The organism is Streptomyces sp. NPDC008313 (assembly GCF_042956125.1).
GTDB lineage: Bacteria > Actinomycetota > Actinomycetes > Streptomycetales > Streptomycetaceae > Streptomyces.
On sequence record NZ_JBIBFR010000001.1, the window covers coordinates 210,192 to 229,390 of the forward strand.

A 19,199-nucleotide genomic window follows, 5' to 3' on the forward strand; every position below is an offset into this window, starting at 1 on the left:
CCCTGTCCCCCAACCCAGCTCCCACGCATGAATCGAGCCCCCGGCCATGCCCACAACACCAGAAATGTCGATGGACATGACGACTCTCGGTGACACCGGTCTTCTCGACACGCTGCAGCACGAGGTGGCGCTCTTCGCCCGTCGTGCCGAACAGACGCGGCTCGGCGGGGTCGGCCAGGTGCGCAACTCCATGGACCGGGCCGCGTACCTGCTGCTCAACCGCCTGGACAAAGAGGGGCCGATGGGAGTCAAGGCGCTCGCGTCGAGCATGGGCATCGACTCCTCCACGGTCACCCGGCAGGTGGCTCCGCTCGTCGACACCGGGCTCGTCAAGCGCACCTCGCACCCGGAGGACGGCCGGGCCGTGGTCCTGCAGCTGTCGCCGCGCGGGCAGGCACGCCTGGACGAGGTGCGCTCCTCGCGCCGTCAGCTGATGGCCGAGCTGACCCACGACTGGGCACCGGAGGAGCGCGAGTCGTTCTGCTCGCTCCTGACCCGCTTCAACGACGCGCTCTCGGCCCGGCAGTCGTCCCAGGGACTGCCGGTGACGGACGCGCAGCCGGCGTCGTAGCCGCGCGGCGCTCCGCCCCGCGCGCGTGCCGTGTTCCCGGGGTCCGCTCCGGACTCTTGACCTGAGGGCCGCGCCTGGCCTCATATGAGGTGAAGCAGCCCATCGGGGTCGCCCTCAGGCGGGAGGCGCGGTGCGACAACGGCATGCGTCCCAGGACGCCCGCCGGGCCCGGGAGTTCGAGGCGTTCGTCGCGGGCGCGGCCGGGCGGCTGCTGCACGCCGCCACGCTGCTCACGGCGGAACCGCCGGACGCCAACCCGCGCGCGCGGCGCCTGCTGACCCTGGCCCTCGCGCACACGTACGCGTCGTGGGACCGGCTGCGCGGCGACGACCCGTACGACACGGCCCGCGAGTACCTGGCCGCCCGCTTCGCCCACGGGGCCTGGCACCAGTACGGGGGAGTCGGCGGCCGCTTCCGGCCCGCGTCCACCAGCGTCCTGGCGCGCCTCTCCCCCCAGGAGCGGCTGATCCTCGTCCTGAGGCTGTACGAGGGAGTCGCCGAGGAGCAGACGGCGGCCCTGCTCGGCATCCCGGTGGAGCGCGTGCGCGCCATCTGCGCCCGCGCGACGGCCACGCTGCTGCACCCGCCGCGGGGACCGGCGCCCGCCGTCGCGAAGGCGGTGGTGTCGTGAACCAGCCCGAGCGGGAGGCGGCGGTACGGCGGATGCTGGAGCGCACGCCGCCCGTGGTGCCGCCCGGCCTGTACGCGGAGGCGGTGCGCCGGGGCGGCCGGATGCAGCGCCGCCGGACCGCGGCGCGGCGGCTGCTGTGGTGCGTCCTGATCGCCGCCGCCGTCGCCTTCGTCGTCTGGGCGTCGCTGGCCCGGCCGTGGGTGGAGCCGCCGTCGGAGACGACTCCACCGCTCACGGGCTGGTGAAAGGGCCCCGCCCGTCCGGGCGAACTAGCCCAGGGCCTGCTGCAGGTCCTGGAGCAGGTCGTCGGCGTTCTCGATGCCCACGGAGAGGCGTACGAGGTCGGCGGGCACCTCGAGCAGCGAGCCGGCGGTGGACGCGTGCGTCATCCGTCCTGGGTGCTCGATCAGCGACTCGACGCCGCCCAGGGACTCGCCGAGGGTGAACACCTCGGCCCGGTTGCAGACCTCGACGGCCGCCTCCTCGCCGCCCTCTACGCGGAACGACACCATGCCGCCGAAGGACCGCATCTGCTTGGCGGCGACCTCGTGGCCTGGGTGCTCGGGCAGCCCCGGGTACAGGACGCTCGTCACGCGCGCGTGCCTGCTGAGCATGTCGGCGACCTTGGTGGCGTTCTCGCTGTGCCGGTCCATCCGGACGGAGAGCGTCTTGGTGCCGCGCAGCACCAGCCAGGAGTCGAAGGGCCCGGCGACCGCGCCCATCGCGTTCTGGTGGTAGGCCAGTTCCTCGCCCAGCTGGTCGTCGCCGGTGATCAGGGCGCCGCCGACGACGTCCGAGTGGCCGCCCATGTACTTGGTCAGCGAGTGCACGACGACGTCCGCGCCGAGCGCGAGCGGCTGCTGGAGGTACGGCGTGGCGAAGGTGTTGTCGACGACGAGCCGCACGCCCGCGTCCCGCGCGACCTGCGCGACCGCGGCGATGTCGGTGATGCCGAGCAGCGGGTTGGAGGGCGTCTCGACCCAGATGACCTTGGTCTTCGGGGTGAGCGCGGCGCGCACCGCCGCCGGGTCGCTGGTGTCCGCGACCGACCACTCCACGCCCCAGCGGGAGACGACCTTGGCGAACAGGCGGAACGTGCCGCCGTACGCGTCGTTCGGGATGACCACGTGATCACCGGGGGCCAGCAGCGTACGCAACAGGCAGTCCTCGGCCGCCAGTCCGGACGCGAACGCGAGGCCGCGGCGGCCGCCCTCCAGGGCGGCGAGGTTCTCTTCCAGGGCGGTCCTGGTCGGATTGGCGCTGCGGCTGTACTCGTAGCCGCCGCGCAGCCCGCCGACGCCGTCCTGCTTGTAGGTCGAGACCTGGTAGATCGGCGGGACGACCGCGCCGGTGAGGGGATCGGCGGTGTTGCCCGCGTGGATCGCCAGGGTCTCGAAGTGCTGACTGATGTGCCTGTCGCTCATGAGGACCGAGGGTAGTGCGCCCACGGGGCAGGTGACGGCAGGAGGGAGCCCGCCGCCCCGTCCGCCGCTCCCCGCGGGGCGCGGCGGACGGCCGTGCGCCGGGGATCCGGGCGCCCGGGTTGGCCAAGTGCCGGACCCGTCTGGTTCGCTTGAGCCATGGAGATTCTCTGGGTCCTCGTCGCGCTGGCCATGTTCGCCATGGTCCTGCTGCCGGCCGTCTTCCGCAGGCGTGCCGGCGCCCGGCAGGTCGCGCCCGGCGACCCCGACGCCGCGGACCCGGCGGCGTACGGGTTCGTGCGGCAGGAGGCACTGGACGTCCGGATGCCGGGCCCCGACAAGGACCTGCTGGACGTGCTGGACGTGGTGCAGCGCACGCAGGACTACCGCGCCGCCGCCCAGCTCCTCGCCGGCACGGAGACGGAGGGCGAGCGGCGCTGGCAGCGGGTGCAGGCCTTCGCGGGCGCGGCGTCGCTGGAGCTGCGGGAGCACCCCGGCGGGGTGAGCGAGACGCCCGGCGGCCAGTGGCTGCGGGTGTGGCGGGCGGAGGCCCCGAAGGACCCGGGCCTCGCGGCGGTGTACGCGGAGTTCCTGGTGCAGCAGGCGTGGCGGACGGCGCGGCCGGGGACCGAGGAGTTCCGGATCATCATGGAGGAGGCGCGGACGGCGTGCGACGAGGCGGCGCTGCTGGCCCCGGCCGACCCGGTGCCGCACATCGTCGAGCTGTCCATCGCGCGTGGACTCGCCTACCCGCAGCCGGAGTTCGAGAAGCTGTGGCTGAAGATCCTGGACCGGGACCCCGTGCACATGGGGGCGCATCTGGCGGCGCTGCACTACTGGTGCGAGAAGTGGCACGGTTCGCGTGAGCTGGCGTACTCGTTCGCCGAGGCGGCCGCCGCGCGTGCGCCGCAGGGGTCGCTGCTTCCCGCTCTGCCGCTCTTCGCGGTCTTCGAGCACCTTCCCGAGGTGTCGCTGGTGCGCAGCTTCTACCGCAGCGAGGTCGTGACGAAGGCGGTCCACGGCGCCCTGCACGCGGTGCACTCCGCCGACCCGGACGACCCGATGGCGGCCCACGTCCGCCACCTCCTGGTCCTCTTCCTGGTCCGGGGCGAGCGCTGGTCCGAGGCGATGGACCAGCTGACGCACGTCGACGGTCACGTGGGCGCCCTCCCGTGGTCCCTCACCTCCGACCCGGCGGCGGACTACGCGGTGTTCCGCGCGGTGGCGGTCGCGGGGTACGAGGCGAACGGGGGCAGCCCGGCGACGCTGCCGCGCTGAGCGGGGCGGCCGGCGGGCTTCGGGGTTCCGGGCGCGGGCCGCGGGCACGGGGCCGGGGCCGGCCGGAGCCCGGGACTTCGGCTCCGGGATCACGGTCCCGGAGCGTGTTCGTGCAATTGCAGGGAAGTGGAATCCTGCGCGGGGCTCATACGTTGGAGCGGGTGGACCCCTCGCACTCCCCCACTCCCCACGGCCCCGCCCACGGACACCGCACCCTGTGGAGACCGCATGTTCCTGCACAGCCGTACGCCTCAGCTGCCGTCCCCCGAGCAGGCTCTGCGGGGGCGCCCGGAGCCGGCCCACACGGTTCCCGAGCGTCACACGGTCCTCGGCACCCCGCTCCTCGGCCCCTACCCCGAGGGCCTGGAGACCGCGGACTTCGCCCTCGGCTGCTTCTGGGGCGCCGAGCGCGCGTTCTGGCGGCTCCAGCCGGGCGTGTGGACCACGCTCGCCGGCTACCAGGGCGGCTTCACCGCCAACCCCACGTACGACGAGGTCTGTTCGGGCCTGACCGGGCACGCGGAGACGGTCCGCGTCGTGTACGACCCCGCGCTCGTCCCCTACGAGACCCTGCTCCGGCTCTTCTGGGAGTCCCACGACCCGACCCAGGGCTTCCGCCAGGGCAACGACGTCGGCACCCAGTACCGCTCGGCGCTCTACACCCACACCCCGGCCCAGTCGGCCGCCGCTGCCGCATCCCGGGACGCCTACCAGAAGGCGCTCACCGCCGCCGGCCACCGCGCCCCGATCACCACGGAGATCCTCCCGGCTCAGGACCGGCCCTTCCACCCCGCCGAGCCCGACCACCAGCAGTACCTGGACAAGAACCCCTCGGGCTACTGCGGAATCGGCGGGACGGGCATCACCTGCCCGGCCGGCGTCGTCCCGGCGCTGGAGACCACCGACCGGTGACCGCGTGAACCCCGGGGCGTTCGGCGGCCCGCCGAACGCCCCCGGGGCAGGCACGGACCGGGTCAGATCGTCGCCGTGTCGATCACGAAGCGGTAGCGGACGTCGCTGCCGAGGACGCGCTCGTAGGCGTCGTTGATCTCGGACGCGCTGATCAGTTCTATCTCGGCACCGAGGCCGTGGGCGGCGCAGAAGTCCAGCATCTCCTGGGTCTCCCGGATGCCGCCGATGCCGGAGCCCGACAGGGACTTGCGGCCGGAGAGCAGGGAGAAGAGGTTGAGGGAGACGGGCTCCTCGGGGGCACCGACGTTGACCAGGGCGCCGTCCGTCTTCAGGAGGGACAGGAACGCGCCGAAGTCCAGCGGCGCCGACACCGTGGACAGGATGATGTCGAAGGTGCCGCGCAGCTTCTCGAAGGTCTCCGGGTCGCTGGTCGCGTAGTAGTGGTCGGCGCCCAGCTTGAGGCCGTCGTCCTTCTTGCGCAGGGACTGCGACAGGACGGTCACCTCCGCCCCGAGCGCGTGCGCGATCTTGACGCCCATGTGGCCGAGGCCGCCCATGCCGAGGACGGCGACCTTCTTGCCGGGGCCCGCGTTCCAGTGCTTGAGCGGGGAGTACGTCGTGATACCCGCGCAGAGCAGCGGCGCGGCCACGTCGAGGGCGAGGCCGTCGGGGATGCGCAGCGTGTAGTTCTCGTCGACGACGACGTGGGTCGAGTATCCGCCGTAGGTGGGCTCGCCGTTCTTGTCGAGGGCGTTGTACGTGCCGATGTTGCCCTTGAGGCAGTACTGCTCCAGGCCGGCCCGGCAGTTCTCGCACTCGCGGCAGGAGTCGACCATGCAGCCGACGCCCACCCGGTCGCCCACGGCGAACCTGGTGACGCCGGAGCCGACCTCGGCGACGACGCCGGCGATCTCGTGACCCGGCACCATCGGGAAGATGCCCTCGGCCCAGCCGTCGCGGGCCTGATGGATGTCCGAGTGGCAGATGCCGGCGAACTTGATGTCGATCAGCACGTCGAACTCGCCGACCGCGCGGCGCTCGATCGTGGTGCGCTCCAGCGGGGCCTTGGCGGCGGGAGCGGCGTACGCGGCAACAGTGGTGGTCATGCGGAGGATGCTCCTCAGAGGGGGTCGCGTACCCGGCTTCCTCCGCCGGGCACGTCTACAGCGTGCCCCGAGCCGGAACATCCACCCAGGTCACGGCTTTGCGTACGTTCGCCGGTCCTACCACTGGGAGGGTCAGGCTCGGCTGCGTACGCTCAGCGGCGGGTCGGCGATACTGAGCCGTATGGAGGAACACCCCGCTTTCCCGCGGCGGCCGTCGCCGGGCACCCCCGGCCCCGACGGCACCGGTCCCGCGCTGGACAGGCGTGCCGAGCTCAGCGAGTTCCTGCGGACCCGCCGGGCCCGGCTGAAGCCCGGGGACGTGGGGCTGGCGGACTTCGGGCGCCGACGCCGGGTGCCGGGACTGCGCCGGGAGGAGCTGGCACAGCTGGCCGGGGTGTCGGTGGCGTACTACACGCGCCTGGAGCAGGGGAACGGGCAGAACGTGTCCGCCGAGGTGCTCGACGCGATCGCCCGCGCCCTGCGCCTGAGCGACGCCGAGCACGCGCACCTCACGCACCTCGCCAAGCCCCGGCAGCACAAGAAGAAGCGGTCGGCGCGGCCCCAGCAGGTGCGGGGCGAGCTGCGGCACCTCCTCGACGCCATGGACGGGGTCCCCGCGTACGTCGTGGGGCGGCGCTCGGACATCCTGGTGTGGAACCGGATGGCCGCCGCGCTCTTCGGCGACTGGGCCCTGCTGCCGCAGCAGGAGCGGAACTGGGCGCGGCTGGTGTTCATGAGGCCCGAGTACCGCGAGCTGTTCGTGGACTGGGAGCAGAAGGCGTCGGACATCGTGAGCTATCTGCGGATGGACGCCGGCTGCCATCCCGACGACCCGCGTCTGGCGACGCTGGTCGGCGAACTCTCCGTGAAAAGCGAGGAGTTCAGGCGGCTGTGGGCCACCCACGACGTCAAGGAGAAGAGTCACGGCGTGAAGCGGATGCAGCATCCGCTGGTGGGCGCGCTGTCGCTGTCCTTCGAGACGTTCAGGCCGGCGGACGACGGCGAGCAGTCCGTGGTCACGTACCACGCGGAGCCGGGCTCGCCGTCGGCCGAGGCGCTGCGGCTCCTCGCGAGCTGGGGGACGGACGCGACCCGGGCCGGGACGGCCACCGCGCCGGGCCCGGCCGAGGACCCCTCGCGGGACGCCGGCCACCGGGCGGGCCCCTCGGCGCCCGGGAGGCCGTAGGCGGGCCGTACGCGAGCCGTGCGCGGTACCGGCGTACGCACGCCGGTACAAGCGACGTACACGCGTGGGCCCGCCCGTACACGCCCGACGGCCCGCACCCCGGTCGGTCGGGGTGCGGGCCATCGGGCAGTCGGCGGTGGAGGGGTCCGTCAGGCGGCGGAGCCGGCCTTCCAGGCCGCCCAGTCCATGTTCCAGCCGTTGAGGCCGTTGTCCGGGGAGACCGTCTTGTCACCGGTGTTCTTGACGACCACGACGTCACCGATCAGCGAGTTGTTGTAGAACCACGCCGCCGGGGTGTTCGGGTCGTTGGCGCCCTTGGTGTCGGACAGGCCCACGCAGCCGTGGCTGGTGTTGGCGCTGCCGAAGATGGACTTGGCACCCCAGTAGTTGCCGTGGATGAACGTGCCCGAGTTCGACAGGCGCATGGCGTGCGGCACGTCCTTGATGTCGTACTCGCCCTTGCCGTCGCCGTCCTTGAAGCCGACGGTGGCGCCGTTCATCCGGGTCTCCTTGAACTTCTCGGAGATCACCATCTGGCCCTGGTACGTCTTGTTCTCCGGGGAGCCCGCAGAGATCGGGATGGTCTTGACCGTCTTGCCGTCCCGCGTGACCTTCATGGTCTTGGTCTGGGCGTCGACGATGGAGACCTGGTTGCGGCCGACCTTGAACGTGACCGTCTTCTGCTGCACGCCGTAGACGCCGTCGGCGCCCTCGACGCCGTCGAGGTTCAGCTTGAGCGTGACGGTGGAGCCGCCCGTCCAGTAGTCCTCGGGGCGGAAGTCGATGCGGTTGGCGTTGAACCAGTGACCGACGACCTCCTGGCCGCTGCTGGAGGAGACGCTGATCCCCTTCTGCACGGCGGCCTTGTCGGTGATCGCCTTGTCGAAGGTGATCGAGACCGGCATGCCGACGCCGACGGTGGAGCCGTCCTCCGGCGTGAAGTTGCCGATGAAGCTGTTGGCGGGGGAGACCGTGGTGAACGACGCGTTCTCGTGGGCCGAGCGCCCCTCGGAGTCCTCGGCGACCGCCGCGATCTTGTACGTGGTGGCGCGCTCGAGCTGGCCGTCGGGCTTCCAGCTCTTCTTGTCGGGCGATATCCGGCCGGCGACGGCGGTGCCGTCGGCCTTCTTCATCGTGACCTCCGTGAGCGATCCCTTGCTCACGGTGACCTCGGCGGCGTTGTTGATGGAGGCGTTGTCGGAGCCGTCCTTCGGCGTGATCCTGATCTGCGCCTCGGACGATTTCTTGGCGGCCGCCTCATCGACCTTGGACTGAGACGAGCCGCCTCCGTCCGAGGCGCTGGCCTTGTCGCCGTCCGAACCGCACGCGGAGAGCACCAGCACTCCACCGAGCAGTACGGAGGCGGTCGCCAGACCCCGGCGCCGCCTACTGTCCGTCATCACACGCTTCTCCATCGTCGCCGATTTCCCCGAAACTCCCGGGGCTCGCCCGGAAATCCCCCACACAGCCTTCTACGCTACGACCGGTTCGTCCCATTCCACAGGGCTGGGAAGTGTTAGGCACGCCACGTCGGACCGGCAGGTCGGACGGGGCGCGCCTGTGGTCGGTGCGCCTCATGAGACGAGTGAACCCCGGGCCGCGGTTGCCGCCCGGGGTCACTATTTTCCCAAGCCGCCTCAGCCGAGCCGGACTTCTCCGTCGCTCTCGCCGTCATCATCCTCGTCGAGGTCCCATTCAGGCGAATCGGGGTCGTAGTCGACCCGCTCGGTGCTCCACGAGGCCTGCGCCAGCTCGACGCCCGGGACCTCGCCGATGAGGTCGAACGGATCGACGAGATACGCGATGGCCTCGGCGGTGTCCTCCGTCACGGCGTTCTCGGCGTGGGTCCGCTCGTCGGCAGGCATCCCGGTGTCGGCGGCGATCTGCCGCAACGCGGCCTTGGTGACGGCGCCGACGTCATCGATTTCCAGTACGAGCTCGGCTCGAAGGCGGACAAAACGTGATGTCTCAGGTGTATTCATGAGACGGAGCGTACGGCCACCGGCCCGTACGACTTTCCCGCGACCCGCGCCTTTCATTAGCATCGCCCCACACGGCCAATTCGCCAGCGCCACAAGGGGATCGATATTCCGTGTCGACCGCACGTCGATCGTTGCTGACCGCCACCGCAGCGGGCGCCCTCCTGGGGGCCCTGTGGTTCGTCCCGTCCGCCAACGCCACCCAGGACGTACCCGTCCAGCACACCTCGAACTCCACGGGAACCAGAACCTCCCTGACGGCGCAGACCTACCGGACCGGCGCCGTCGACGGCACGAGCACCGGCGACCTGACGGAGTCGGCCGGCCCGGCGGACTCCGGGGACACGACCGGATCCGCCGCCGACGTGACCGACGCGACCGGCGACGGCCCCCGGCTGGCCGACACGGGAAGCGTCGACACGACTCCCTACGTCATCGGGGGCACCCTCTTCCTCGGCCTCGGCGCCGGGTTCGTCGCGTACTCCGTGCGCCGTGAACGTACGACGGCCTGCTGAACCGCCCGCGCCGGCCGCACCGAACCAGCCACGCTCCGGATGGACACCCATGCGAGATCTGACCGAGCTCACCGACGTCGACAAGCCCGCGTGGCCGCTCCTTGCCGCGGAGATCTCCGAGAGCCGGGTGTCGATGGACACGCTGCCCGCGGATCCCTCGGTGAGCCGGGACACGCTGCTGCAGTTACAGATCACCGCGCGCTCCTGGCTCGGCGCCTTCGTGCTGAACTCCGGCGGGCTGATCCTGGACAGCGGCTGGCTGCGCATCTACGGGAGCCCGGAGCCGGGGTCGGGCATGCCGTCGCTGGCCCAGGTCAACGCGCTGCCCGCGCGGTTCGACCCGCTGTGGCGCCCGGGAGCCGGCCTGGTCGTCGGCCATGACGTCCTGGGCGGCGCCTTCGTACTGAACGGCCCCGACGCGAAGGCGGCGGGGCGGCCCGGGGAGCCGGGCGAGGTCGTCTACTTCGCGCCGGACTCGCTGCGCTGGGAGGCGCTCGGGGCGGGACACGACGCCTGGCTCGGCTGGCTGCTGAGCACCGGCACGGAGCAGTTCTACGACAATCTGCGCTGGCCCGGGTGGCGGGGCGAGTCCGGGGCGCTCACCGGCACCCAGGGGCTCTCGATCACGCCGTTCCTGTGGTCGGCCGACGCCCGCCGCGACCTCAACGCGACGAGCCGGCGCGCCGCCCCGCTGAGCGAGATCCTGGACCTGCACCGGGACTACGCGCACCGGCTGGACTCCGTCGACCCCGGCTTCCTGGGCGACCTCAAGCACTGAGACGCCCGGCCCGGCGGGCGGGGTCGGTCCCGCCCGCCGGGCCGGGCGGTCACGTCGTCGTCGGGCGGTCAGGCCGTCGTCGGGCGGTCAGGCCGCCTTGCGCCCGGTGCCGCCCTGCCTGCCCCGCCCGCCGGATCGGCCGGCCCGCGAACCCGAGCCGGTACGCGCACCCGAGCCCGCGCCCGAGCCGGTACGCGCACCCGTGGCCGCGCCCGTGCCCGTGCCCGTGCCCGTGCGGCGGGTGCCGCCGCCGCGCCGGGAGCGGGTGCCGCGCTGCTTGGGCTGTTCGACGGGCTGCGGGACCTCGATGACCACGGGGACGCCGGACGGCTCCCGCGCACCGGTGAGGCGGGTCAGCTCCGGGTCGCTGGAGCGGACGCTGGTGATCCGCGGGGAGATGCCCGCGTCCGACATCAGCCGGGACATCTCCCGCTTCTGCTCGGGCAGCACGAGGGTCACGACGCTGCCGGACTCGCCCGCGCGCGCCGTGCGCCCGCCGCGGTGCAGATAGTCCTTGTGGTCGGTCGGCAGGTCCACGTTCACCACGAGGTCGAGGTCGTCGACGTGGATGCCGCGGGCCGCGACGTTGGTCGCGACCAGCGCGGTGACCTGGCCGGTCTTGAACTGGTCCAGGGTGCGGGTGCGCTGCGGCTGGCTGCGGCCGCCGTGCAGCGCGGAGGCCCGCACGCCGTTGGCCAGCAGCCGCTTGGTGAACCGGTCGGCACCCCGCTTGGTGTCCACGAAGAGGATCACGCGGCCGTCGCGCGCGGCGATGCGCAGGGCGACGGCCTTCTTGTCGGTCTCGTCCGCGACGTGCAGCAGGTGGTGCTCCATGGTGGTCACCGCGCCCGCGGACGGGTCGACGGAGTGCACCACGGGGTCGGTCAGGAACATCCGGACGAGCCGGTCGATGTTCTTGTCCAGGGTGGCCGAGAACAGCATCCGCTGCCCGTCCGGCTCGACCTGCTTCAGCAGCGCGGTGACCTGCGGCATGAACCCCATGTCGGCCATCTGGTCGGCCTCGTCGAGGACGGTGATGGACACCTGGCCGAGGACGCAGTCGCCCCGGTCTATGAGGTCCTTGAGGCGGCCCGGCGTCGCCACGACGACCTCGGAGCCCCGGCGCAGTGAGCCGGCCTGCTTGGTGATCGAGAGCCCGCCGACGACCGTGGCGAGCCGCAGGTTCACGGCGGTGGCGTACGGCGTGAGGGCGTCGGTGACCTGCTGGGCGAGCTCGCGGGTGGGCACGAGGACCAGCGCGAGCGGGGCCCGGGGCTCGGCGCGGCGGCCCGCGGTGCGGGCGAGCAGCGCGAGGCCGAAGGCGAGCGTCTTGCCGGAGCCGGTGCGTCCGCGGCCGAGGATGTCGCGCCCGGCGAGGGAGTTGGGAAGGGTCGCGCCCTGGATCGGGAAGGGCTCGGTGACGCCCTGGGCGGCGAGGGTCTTCGTCAGCGCCGCGGGCATGTCCAGCGCGTCGAAGGACTCGACGGAGGGCAGCGCGGGCGTGACGGTCTCGGGGAGGGTGAACTCCTGCGGGGGCGTGACCTTGCGGGCGGGAGCCTTGCCGGCGCCGCGGCCCGCGTTCCGGCCGGAGCCGGCGGCGGTCCTGGCACGGCCGCCGGTGGTGCGGCCGCCGTTCGCGCGGGCCGCTCCGTCGCGTCCGCCGGTGGTGCGGCCCGCGTCGTCGCGGCCGCCGTTCTCGCGGCTCGTGCCGTTCGTGGAGGCCTTCGGCTGGGTCCTGCCACGGGAGTGAGCCGCCCGCTCACGGGCGGGGCGTTCGGATCGAGTCATGCTGGATCTGTTTTTCCTTCCTCGGCCTCACGGACGGCCCTCTGCCGCACGGACGGCGCGAGCCGGGGCCCGCACCCGAAGGTGCGGGCCCCGGCTCGGAGCGCTGTTCCGGATCAGGCCGGGACGATGTTCTCCGCCTGCGGGCCCTTCTGGCCCTGCACGACGTCGAAGGAGACCTTCTGGCCTTCCTGGAGCTCACGGAAGCCCGAGGAGGCGATGTTCGAGTAGTGGGCGAAGACGTCGGGGCCGCCGCCGTCCTGCTCGATGAAGCCGAAGCCCTTTTCCGAGTTGAACCACTTAACGGTGCCGGTTGCCATGTCTTTTCTCCTGCAATGCGGGTGGCCCCATCCGCCGATGACCGGAGAACCGGAGATGCCGGAAAAACAAAACGCGCCTGAGGGAGGATTCCGATCAGGCGCACAAAGTAAATGGGTACCAAAAACGTATCGATTGAACAGTACCACATGTGTCCGGCCCACGAGCGTCGAGCCGGACGGCCCCGCCGGATCCGGTCCGCCGACCCCCGCCGGACGTCCCGCCGGACCCCGGCCGGGACACCTGGAACAGATGCCCCGGCCGGGGAACGCGTGCTTCCGGGTCAGGCCAGCGGGCCCGTGACCCCTTCCACCGCCTCGACGACACCGCCGGCGCGCACGAAGGCGTCCGCCGCGGCGAGGTCGGGGGCGAGGAAGCGGTCGGGGCCGGGGCCCTGGACACCCGCCGCGCGGGCCGCCTCGATGACGGCGCGGGAGGCCGGCGCGGGCACGAGGCCCTCGCGCAGCTCGATCGCGCGGGTGGCGGCGTAGAGCTCGATCGCGACGATCCGGGTGAGGTTGTCGACGGCCGTACGGAGCTTGCGCGCCGCCGACCAGCCCATGGAGACGTGGTCCTCCTGCATGGCGGAGGACGGGATCGAGTCGGCCGACGCCGGGACGGCGAGCCGCTTCATCTCGCTGACCAGGGCGGCCTGGGTGTACTGGGCGATCATCAGCCCGGAGTCGACTCCGGCGTCGTCGGCGAGGAACGGCGGCAGGCCGTGCGAGCGGTTCTTGTCGAGCAGCCGGTCCGTGCGGCGCTCGGCGATGGAGCCGAGGTCGGCCGCCGCGATGGCGAGGAAGTCGAGCACGTACGCGACCGGGGCACCGTGGAAGTTGCCGTTGGACTCCACCCGGCCCCCGGGCAGCACGACCGGGTTGTCCACGGCGGCGGCGAGTTCGCGCTCGGCGACGGTGCGGGCGTGGGCGAGGGTGTCCCGGCCCGCGCCGGCCACCTGCGGCGCGCACCGCACGGAGTACGCGTCCTGGACACGCGGCGCGTCGTCCTGGTGGTGCCCGATGAGGCCGGAGCCCTTCAGGACCGCGAGCATGTTGGCGGCGGAGGCGGCCTGGCCGGGGTGCGGGCGGATGGCGTGCAGCTCGGGAGCGAGGACCTTGTCCGTGCCGAGCAGCGCCTCCATGGACAGGGCCGCCGTGACGTCCGCCGACTTGTAGAGGGTGTCGAGGTCGGCGAGGGCCATGACCAGCATCCCGAGCATGCCGTCGGTGCCGTTGAGCAGGGCCAGGCCCTCCTTCTCGCGCAGCTCGACGGGCGTGATGCCGTGCGCGGCGAGGAGTTCACCGGCGGGCCGTACGACGCCGTCGGGACCCTCCGCGTCCCCTTCGCCCATCAGCGTGAGCGCGCAGTGGGAGAGCGGGGCGAGGTCACCGGAGCAGCCGAGCGAGCCGTACTCGTGGACGACGGGGGTGATGCCCGCGTTCAGGATGTCCGCCATGGTCTGCGCGACCTCGGGGCGTACGCCGGTGTGCCCCGAGCAGACGGTCTTCAGCCGCAGGAACATCAGCGCGCGCACGACCTCGCGCTCGACGCGCGGGCCCATGCCGGCGGCGTGCGAGCGGACGATGTTGCGCTGCAACTGGGCGCGGAGTTCCGGGCTGATGTGCCGGGTCGCGAGGGCGCCGAAGCCGGTGGAGACGCCGTAGACGGGGTCCGGCTCGGCGGCGAGGGCGTCCACGATCTCGCGGGCCGCGGCCAGGGCCGCCACCGCCTCGCCGGAGAGCTCGATCCGGGCGCCGGCGCGCGCCACGGCGAGGACGTCGGACGCGGTGACCCCGGACGTCCCCACCACCACAGTGTGCATATCCATATTCAGGAGCGTACGCACTGAAATCCGGGATGTCACTAGCGGTCGTGTCACCAGTGCGTCACCGGTTGACCCCTTACCGCCGGGGGTCGTGCCGCCCGCGGAAGCGGCGGCGCTCCCCGGCCGCCGGGGGAGGCGCGTCCGCCAGCCGGACGACCGGGTCGTCCGGGCCCTCACGCCCGGCGACCACGGGCTTCCTGGCGCGTTCCGCCTTGGCCCGGTACTGCGCCGCGTCGGCCAGCCTGAACAGCCGGCGCCCCGAGCGGACCGGGCCGATGTCGTCCCCGGTCGAGGCGACCCCGCAGGCCACCCCCTCGCCGAGCTCCAGCTCGGCCGCGCGGCGGCAGAGCTCGTCGGCGGCGCGGACGACCTCGTCGGCGGCGGGGCCCACCGCGAGCAGGCAGAACTCGTCACCGCCGAGGCGGGCGGCGAGAGCGCCGGGGAGCATGGCGCCGCACAGCGAGAGCACGGAGCCGAATCGTTCCAGCAGACGGTCGCCGACGGCGTGCCCCCGGGTGTCGTTGACCTTCTTGAGCCCGTTCAGGTCGCAGACGACGAGGCTGACCACCTCGCCGTCCCGCTGGTGCCGCTCGATCGCCTCGTCCAGGCGCATGTCGACGGCGCGGCGGTTGGCGAGGCCGGTCAGCGCGTCCGTGAAGGCGAGGCGGCGGGCCTCCTCCAGGCGCTCGGTCTGGGCGATACCGGCGGCGACGACGGAGGCCAGGACGGTGGCGAAGTCGGCGTCGCCGCGGCCGAAGACCGGGGCCCCGATGCGGCGGGCCACGTACAGCTCGCCCCAGGCCCTGCCGTGCAGCACGACGGGGGCGACGACGCAGCAGCCCCGGCCGCGTCTGCGCAGGGCGGCGACGCGCTGGTGGCAGTACTCGGCCGGACCCTGGGCGGGCCCCTCCGCCGTCTCCACCCAGGCGTTCGGCTCGCCGCCGCCGGCCCAGCGTTCGTGCAGGAACTCGGTGATCTCCGGGAACTGGTGCACGGGGTACGCCTCGCCCTCGGGGAACTCCTCCTCGTCGGGCGCGCGCTCCCCCACGTTGGCGAGGACGCGCAGCCGGCCCTGCTCCCGCTCCCACACGGAGAGCGCGGCGAAGCTCCCGTCGAGCGCGTCGCGGGCGCCGAGCGCCGCCGCGCGCCACGACTCCCGCGGGGTACGCGCCGCCGCCATGCCCTGCGCCAACGCCACCACGGCCCTCAGCCGTCCGTCCTCACCCATCACTCCAGGCTAGGTAAATTTCCGGCAATCAGGGACATTGGTGAGGCGAACAGGGGGACGACCGGGCCGGGCACGGGCGGACGGCGGACCCTTCAGGGGCGCGCCGGGGACACCGGCGGTCCCGGCGTCCCCGCGCAGCGGGCTGTCACTCGCCCGGCCAGTCGGGACGGCGCTTCTCGTTGAAGGCGGCGACGCCCTCCGCGCGGTCGCCGGAGAAGGCGACGGAGCGCCAGGCCGCGTCCTCGACCTCCAGACCCGCGCGCAGGTCGAGCCCGTGGCCCAGCCGCAGGGCCCGCTTGGCGGCGCGCAGCCCCACGGGCGAGTTGCCCGCGATCCGGGCGGCCAGGGCGAGGGCCTCCTCGCGGTCGCGGCCCTCGGCCACCAGCTCGTCGACCAGTCCCAGCTCCCGCGCCTCGGCCGCGTCCAGGCGCCGTGCGGAGAAGATCAGCTCGGCGGCGCGGGCGGCTCCCACCCGGCGGGGCAGCAGCTGCGTACCGCCGCCGCCGGGGATGACGCCGACCGACACCTCGGGCAGCCCGACGACCGCCGTACGGTCGGCGACGATCAGGTCGCAGGAGAGGGCCAGCTCGAAGCCGCCGCCCAGCGCGAAGCCGTGCACCGCGGCGACGGTGGGCATGGGCAGCTCCAGTACGCCGGTGTACGCGGCGCGGGCGACGGGGCGCTGGCGCAGCAGGTCGGCGTCCGTGAAGGAGTTGCGCTCCTTCAGGTCGGCGCCGACGCAGAAGGCGCGCTCATGGGTGGAGGTCACGACGACCACCCGCGCGTCGCGGTCGGCGGCGAGCGCCTCGCAGGCGGCGGCGACGGAGCGGGCCATGTCGGTGGAGACCGCGTTCATGGCCTTCGGCCGGTCCAGGGCGAGCTCCGCCACGTGGCCGTGACGCCGCACGACGACGTACTCCCCGAAGCGCCGCTCGCCGTCGTGCGCCGCCTCTCGCTCCGGCCCCTGTTCCGCCATGACATCCTCCCGGTTAACGATGGTTAACTTCCGATCCCCCCGATCATCCCATTCCGGGGCGCCCGGCGAAAGCCACCCCCGCGGAAACGGTTCCCCGTTCGGGTGACAACCCGCCCGACTCCCGCCCCTCTCCCCCGGGCCGCGCATAGCCTGCGCTCCGCCACGGCGCCTTCGGGGAGGGGCGCCGGCAGGGAGGGACGGCCATGACCAACACGCGGCCCAAGGCCACGACGGAGCGGATACGGACCGAGGCACCCGAGGCGTCGGACGCGCCCGGGACACGCGAGGCACAGGAGGCGTCGGAAACCCACGGGACTCGCGAGGCACGGGAGGCGCCAGAGGCTTCTGAAAAGCTTGGGACGCGCGAGGCGCCCGAGGTGCCGGAAGCGCCCGAGGCGCCCCGGCCACCGCGGCCGGCGGCGGACACCTGGGCGCCGCCGGTCAGGGGGCGGCACCGCAAGCCCCGTCCGCGCCGGGTGCTCCTCGCCGCCGGGGGACTCGCCCTGGCGGCCGGGGCGCTGAGCCTGGCGCGGCTGGCGCCCGAGTCGCTGAGCGCGGGCGGCGCGCCCGGCACCGGCGGGAGGGGGGCGGGCGCCTCCGACGCGGCGAGCGTCGCGGTGGCCACCGTGACACCGTCACGCACGGGCGGCCGGGCGCCGGGCACGGCGGCGGGCGGAACGGACGACCCGGACGCGGCAGGCGGGCGACCGGCGCCCGAGGAGGCCCGGACGCCGACGGCGGCCGCGACCGCGACGCCCTCCGAGCCGGACTCCCCGCGGAGCGGGCGCGCGGACGGGAGCCGGGAGGCGGACGCGGACACCGGCGGCAGCACCGGCGAGGCGGGCGCGACCGGCATCCCGTCCTCTCCACCGACGCCGCGCACCCCGTCCCGGCCCGGCCCGGAGACCACCACGCACGCCCCGGACCCGGAACCCGGTCCGCCGGGACTGTGCATACCGGTCATCGGCCTGTGCGTGGACGGGCTCACCGGCCCGTCGGACCGCCGTCAGGGATAGCCGCGGCGCGCGGGGCCGGGGCCTACGACGCGCTGTCGCGCCGGGCGAGCAGCCAGGGCTCGATGACGCCCAGGCCGCGGACCGGGCGCTGCCACATCGGCTGGAGCGCGAAGCGGTAGGCGGGCGGGGCCCCGCCCTCCTTCTCCGCCGCCGCGGCGGCCTCCGCGGCCTCCGCCTCGGAGGCGGGCGCCTCCTTGGTGCGGGTCAGCTCCTCCGCGAAGGCACCGTCGACGAGGACGGCGTCGCGCGGGGCTATCGAGGTCAGCCGGCTCGCCAGGTTCACCGTGGTGCCGAACACGTCGCCCATCCGGGTCGTCACCGTGCCGAAGGCGATGCCGACGCGCAGCTCGGGCATGGTCTCGTCGTTCGCCATGGTCTCGATGAGGCGCAGCGCGATCTCGGCGGCGACTCCCGCGTCGTCCGCCGAGTACAGGACCTCGTCGCCCAGTGTCTTGATGAGGCGGCCCCCGTGCGCGGCGACCAGGTCCGCCGCCGTCGTCTCGAAGGCCTCGACGAGTTCGCCGAGTTCCTCCTCCTCCATGCGGCGCGTCAGCCGGGTGAAGCCGACCAGGTCGGCGAAGCCGACGGCGAGACGGCGGTCGACCATCTCCTCGTCGTCGGCGGCCTGCACGACCCGGCCGGTCGCGGCGGCGAGCTGGCGCCGCCACACGTAGACGATGAACTCCTCCAGCTCCGGGAGGAGCAGCTCCACCAGGGGGTAGGTGACCTCGGTGCGGGTCATCCCCGGCTCGGGGGGCTCGGTGAGGCCCTCCAGGAAGGAGTCGATCTGCCATTCGGCGAGGCGGGCCGTGGTCTGGCCGGTGGAGCGGGCGACCTGGACCGCCATGGCCTCGCTCAGCAGCCCGGCCTCGACGAGACCGGCCAGGCGGCGCAGGGCCAGTACGTCCGCCTCGGTGAGCGCCCTGGCCTGCCCGATGTCGGCGAAGCCCATGGCCCGCCAGAAACGGGACGCCAGCTCCATGGAGACACCGGCGCTGCGGGCGGCCTGGAAGGGCGTGTAGCGGCGCTCGGCGCCGAGGATCAGCTGTTCGAGGCGGAGGGCGAGGGGGTCCTCGCCGGTCTCGGCGGCCTGCGCGTCGAGCAGGGTCTGCGCGCCCTCCTGCCCGTCCCGGCCGTCCTCCCGCGCACCGCCGCGGGCCGCCGCCTGCCCGTCCTGGGCACCCGGCTCCACGCGGCCTTCGGTCTCCTCGTGGCCCTCTCGGGCCGCTGCGGCGTCGCGGGGGTTCAGGCCTCCGCCGTCCTCACGGACGCGCGGGGCGTCGCCGTCCGCGTGAGCGTCGGGGTGCTCGCGGTCCCCGGGGCCCGCTGCCCCGTCCGGTCCCCGGCCGTCCGTGTGCGCGGCGCCGCTCGCGCCGTCGCCGGCGCCCGCGCTCTCGTGCGTCCCGGCCCCGGTGGGCGTCGCGTCGACGGCAGGCCCGGCGGTGCGCTCCGGTTCACCGTCGGGTGCGGGATGTGCACCCGTGCCGGAGCCCGTGTCGTCGACGGTCACGCCTGCTGCCTTTCCGATCTGCCGCGGTCAGGTATCGACCGCGCTCAACTCTACGGCAGGTGTGCTGTGGCTCACTCCTGTTGTCCCGCGTCCGGCGCTCTCCCGGCCCGGACCCGGTCCGCGGCACCCCGGACGGTCCGAGATCCCGGACCACGCCCGTACAT

General features: G+C 73.5%; 19 protein-coding genes. 9 read left to right on the forward strand and 10 right to left on the reverse strand.

Annotated elements, in window-relative coordinates:
- The first annotated feature begins 64 nt into the window (after nt 1-64).
- From ACFY93_RS00940 to ACFY93_RS00950, 3 genes are all read left to right on the forward strand, one after another.
- A complete protein-coding gene (locus ACFY93_RS00940) occupies nt 65-571 on the forward strand; it encodes a MarR family transcriptional regulator (RefSeq protein ID WP_391352402.1) in 507 nt (168 codons plus the stop codon).
- Between the two features lie 130 nt (nt 572-701).
- Nucleotides 702-1,202: a sigma factor-like helix-turn-helix DNA-binding protein gene (locus ACFY93_RS00945; RefSeq protein WP_391352404.1), complete on the forward strand. Its 501-nt coding sequence runs from the start codon at nt 702-704 to the stop codon at nt 1,200-1,202.
- Nucleotides 1,199-1,447 carry a hypothetical protein gene (locus ACFY93_RS00950; protein ID WP_391352405.1) on the forward strand — a complete coding sequence of 83 codons (249 nt, stop codon included), beginning with the start codon at nt 1,199-1,201 and terminating at the stop codon, nt 1,445-1,447. Before ACFY93_RS00945 ends, ACFY93_RS00950 begins: the two co-directional genes overlap by 4 nt.
- Before the next feature lie 24 nt (nt 1,448-1,471).
- Here ACFY93_RS00950 and ACFY93_RS00955 read toward each other — a convergent pair whose 3' ends face one another.
- Entirely contained in the window at nt 1,472-2,626 is a 1,155-nt protein-coding gene (locus ACFY93_RS00955; RefSeq protein WP_391352407.1) for a cystathionine gamma-synthase, read from the reverse strand.
- Between the two features lie 156 nt (nt 2,627-2,782).
- On the opposite strand from ACFY93_RS00955, the gene ACFY93_RS00960 reads away from it, so the two are divergent.
- Together ACFY93_RS00960 and msrA are read left to right on the forward strand one after the other, a co-directional pair.
- Nucleotides 2,783-3,901, forward strand: a complete 1,119-nt coding sequence (locus ACFY93_RS00960) for a hypothetical protein (protein ID WP_391352409.1) — start codon at nt 2,783-2,785, stop codon at nt 3,899-3,901.
- A gap of 228 nt (nt 3,902-4,129) precedes the next feature.
- On the forward strand, nt 4,130-4,813 hold the full coding sequence (gene msrA / locus ACFY93_RS00965; RefSeq protein WP_391352411.1) for a peptide-methionine (S)-S-oxide reductase MsrA: 684 nt from the start codon (nt 4,130-4,132) through the stop codon (nt 4,811-4,813).
- Nucleotides 4,814-4,875: 62 nt separating this feature from the next.
- Here msrA and ACFY93_RS00970 read toward each other — a convergent pair whose 3' ends face one another.
- Nucleotides 4,876-5,919, reverse strand: a complete 1,044-nt coding sequence (locus ACFY93_RS00970; RefSeq protein ID WP_391352412.1) for an alcohol dehydrogenase catalytic domain-containing protein — start codon at nt 5,917-5,919, stop codon at nt 4,876-4,878.
- A gap of 181 nt (nt 5,920-6,100) precedes the next feature.
- On the opposite strand from ACFY93_RS00970, the gene ACFY93_RS00975 reads away from it, so the two are divergent.
- Nucleotides 6,101-7,105 (forward strand): helix-turn-helix domain-containing protein, encoded by a 1,005-nt coding sequence (locus ACFY93_RS00975; protein WP_391352414.1) that lies wholly within the window; start codon nt 6,101-6,103, stop codon nt 7,103-7,105.
- A gap of 149 nt (nt 7,106-7,254) precedes the next feature.
- Here ACFY93_RS00975 and ACFY93_RS00980 read toward each other — a convergent pair whose 3' ends face one another.
- Both ACFY93_RS00980 and ACFY93_RS00985 read right to left on the reverse strand, forming a co-directional pair.
- Entirely contained in the window at nt 7,255-8,520 is a 1,266-nt protein-coding gene (locus ACFY93_RS00980; protein WP_391352416.1) for an Ig-like domain-containing protein, read from the reverse strand.
- 222 nt (nt 8,521-8,742) lie between these two features.
- Nucleotides 8,743-9,087 (reverse strand): hypothetical protein, encoded by a 345-nt coding sequence (locus ACFY93_RS00985; protein WP_391352418.1) that lies wholly within the window; start codon nt 9,085-9,087, stop codon nt 8,743-8,745.
- 110 nt (nt 9,088-9,197) lie between these two features.
- Here ACFY93_RS00985 and ACFY93_RS00990 point away from each other — a divergent pair, with 110 nt between their 5' ends.
- On the forward strand, nt 9,198-9,599 hold the full coding sequence (locus ACFY93_RS00990) for a hypothetical protein (protein WP_391352420.1): 402 nt from the start codon (nt 9,198-9,200) through the stop codon (nt 9,597-9,599).
- Between the two features lie 49 nt (nt 9,600-9,648).
- On the forward strand, nt 9,649-10,377 hold the full coding sequence (locus ACFY93_RS00995; RefSeq protein ID WP_391352421.1) for a DUF2625 family protein: 729 nt from the start codon (nt 9,649-9,651) through the stop codon (nt 10,375-10,377).
- A gap of 87 nt (nt 10,378-10,464) precedes the next feature.
- Here ACFY93_RS00995 and ACFY93_RS01000 read toward each other — a convergent pair whose 3' ends face one another.
- From ACFY93_RS01000 to ACFY93_RS01020, 5 genes are all read right to left on the reverse strand, one after another.
- A complete protein-coding gene (locus ACFY93_RS01000) occupies nt 10,465-12,165 on the reverse strand; it encodes a DEAD/DEAH box helicase (RefSeq protein ID WP_391352423.1) in 1,701 nt (566 codons plus the stop codon).
- Between the two features lie 113 nt (nt 12,166-12,278).
- Nucleotides 12,279-12,482 (reverse strand): cold shock domain-containing protein, encoded by a 204-nt coding sequence (locus tag ACFY93_RS01005; RefSeq protein WP_391352425.1) that lies wholly within the window; start codon nt 12,480-12,482, stop codon nt 12,279-12,281.
- A gap of 281 nt (nt 12,483-12,763) precedes the next feature.
- The gene (hutH, locus tag ACFY93_RS01010) at nt 12,764-14,302 is read right to left on the reverse strand and encodes a histidine ammonia-lyase (protein ID WP_391352947.1); all 1,539 of its coding nucleotides are present in this window, start codon (nt 14,300-14,302) and stop codon (nt 12,764-12,766) included.
- 79 nt (nt 14,303-14,381) lie between these two features.
- A complete protein-coding gene (locus ACFY93_RS01015) occupies nt 14,382-15,533 on the reverse strand; it encodes a diguanylate cyclase domain-containing protein (RefSeq protein ID WP_391352427.1) in 1,152 nt (383 codons plus the stop codon).
- A 145-nt stretch (nt 15,534-15,678) separates the two neighbouring features.
- Nucleotides 15,679-16,509 carry an enoyl-CoA hydratase-related protein gene (locus ACFY93_RS01020; RefSeq protein WP_391352429.1) on the reverse strand — a complete coding sequence of 277 codons (831 nt, stop codon included), beginning with the start codon at nt 16,507-16,509 and terminating at the stop codon, nt 15,679-15,681.
- A 203-nt stretch (nt 16,510-16,712) separates the two neighbouring features.
- Between ACFY93_RS01020 and ACFY93_RS01025 the strand changes: the two genes are divergently transcribed.
- Nucleotides 16,713-17,525, forward strand: coding sequence for a hypothetical protein (locus tag ACFY93_RS01025; protein WP_391352431.1), 813 nt, complete (start codon nt 16,713-16,715; stop codon nt 17,523-17,525).
- Between the two features lie 22 nt (nt 17,526-17,547).
- Here ACFY93_RS01025 and ACFY93_RS01030 read toward each other — a convergent pair whose 3' ends face one another.
- On the reverse strand, nt 17,548-18,630 hold the full coding sequence (locus tag ACFY93_RS01030) for an adenylate/guanylate cyclase domain-containing protein (protein ID WP_391352949.1): 1,083 nt from the start codon (nt 18,628-18,630) through the stop codon (nt 17,548-17,550).
- Nucleotides 18,631-19,199 lie beyond the last annotated feature (569 nt).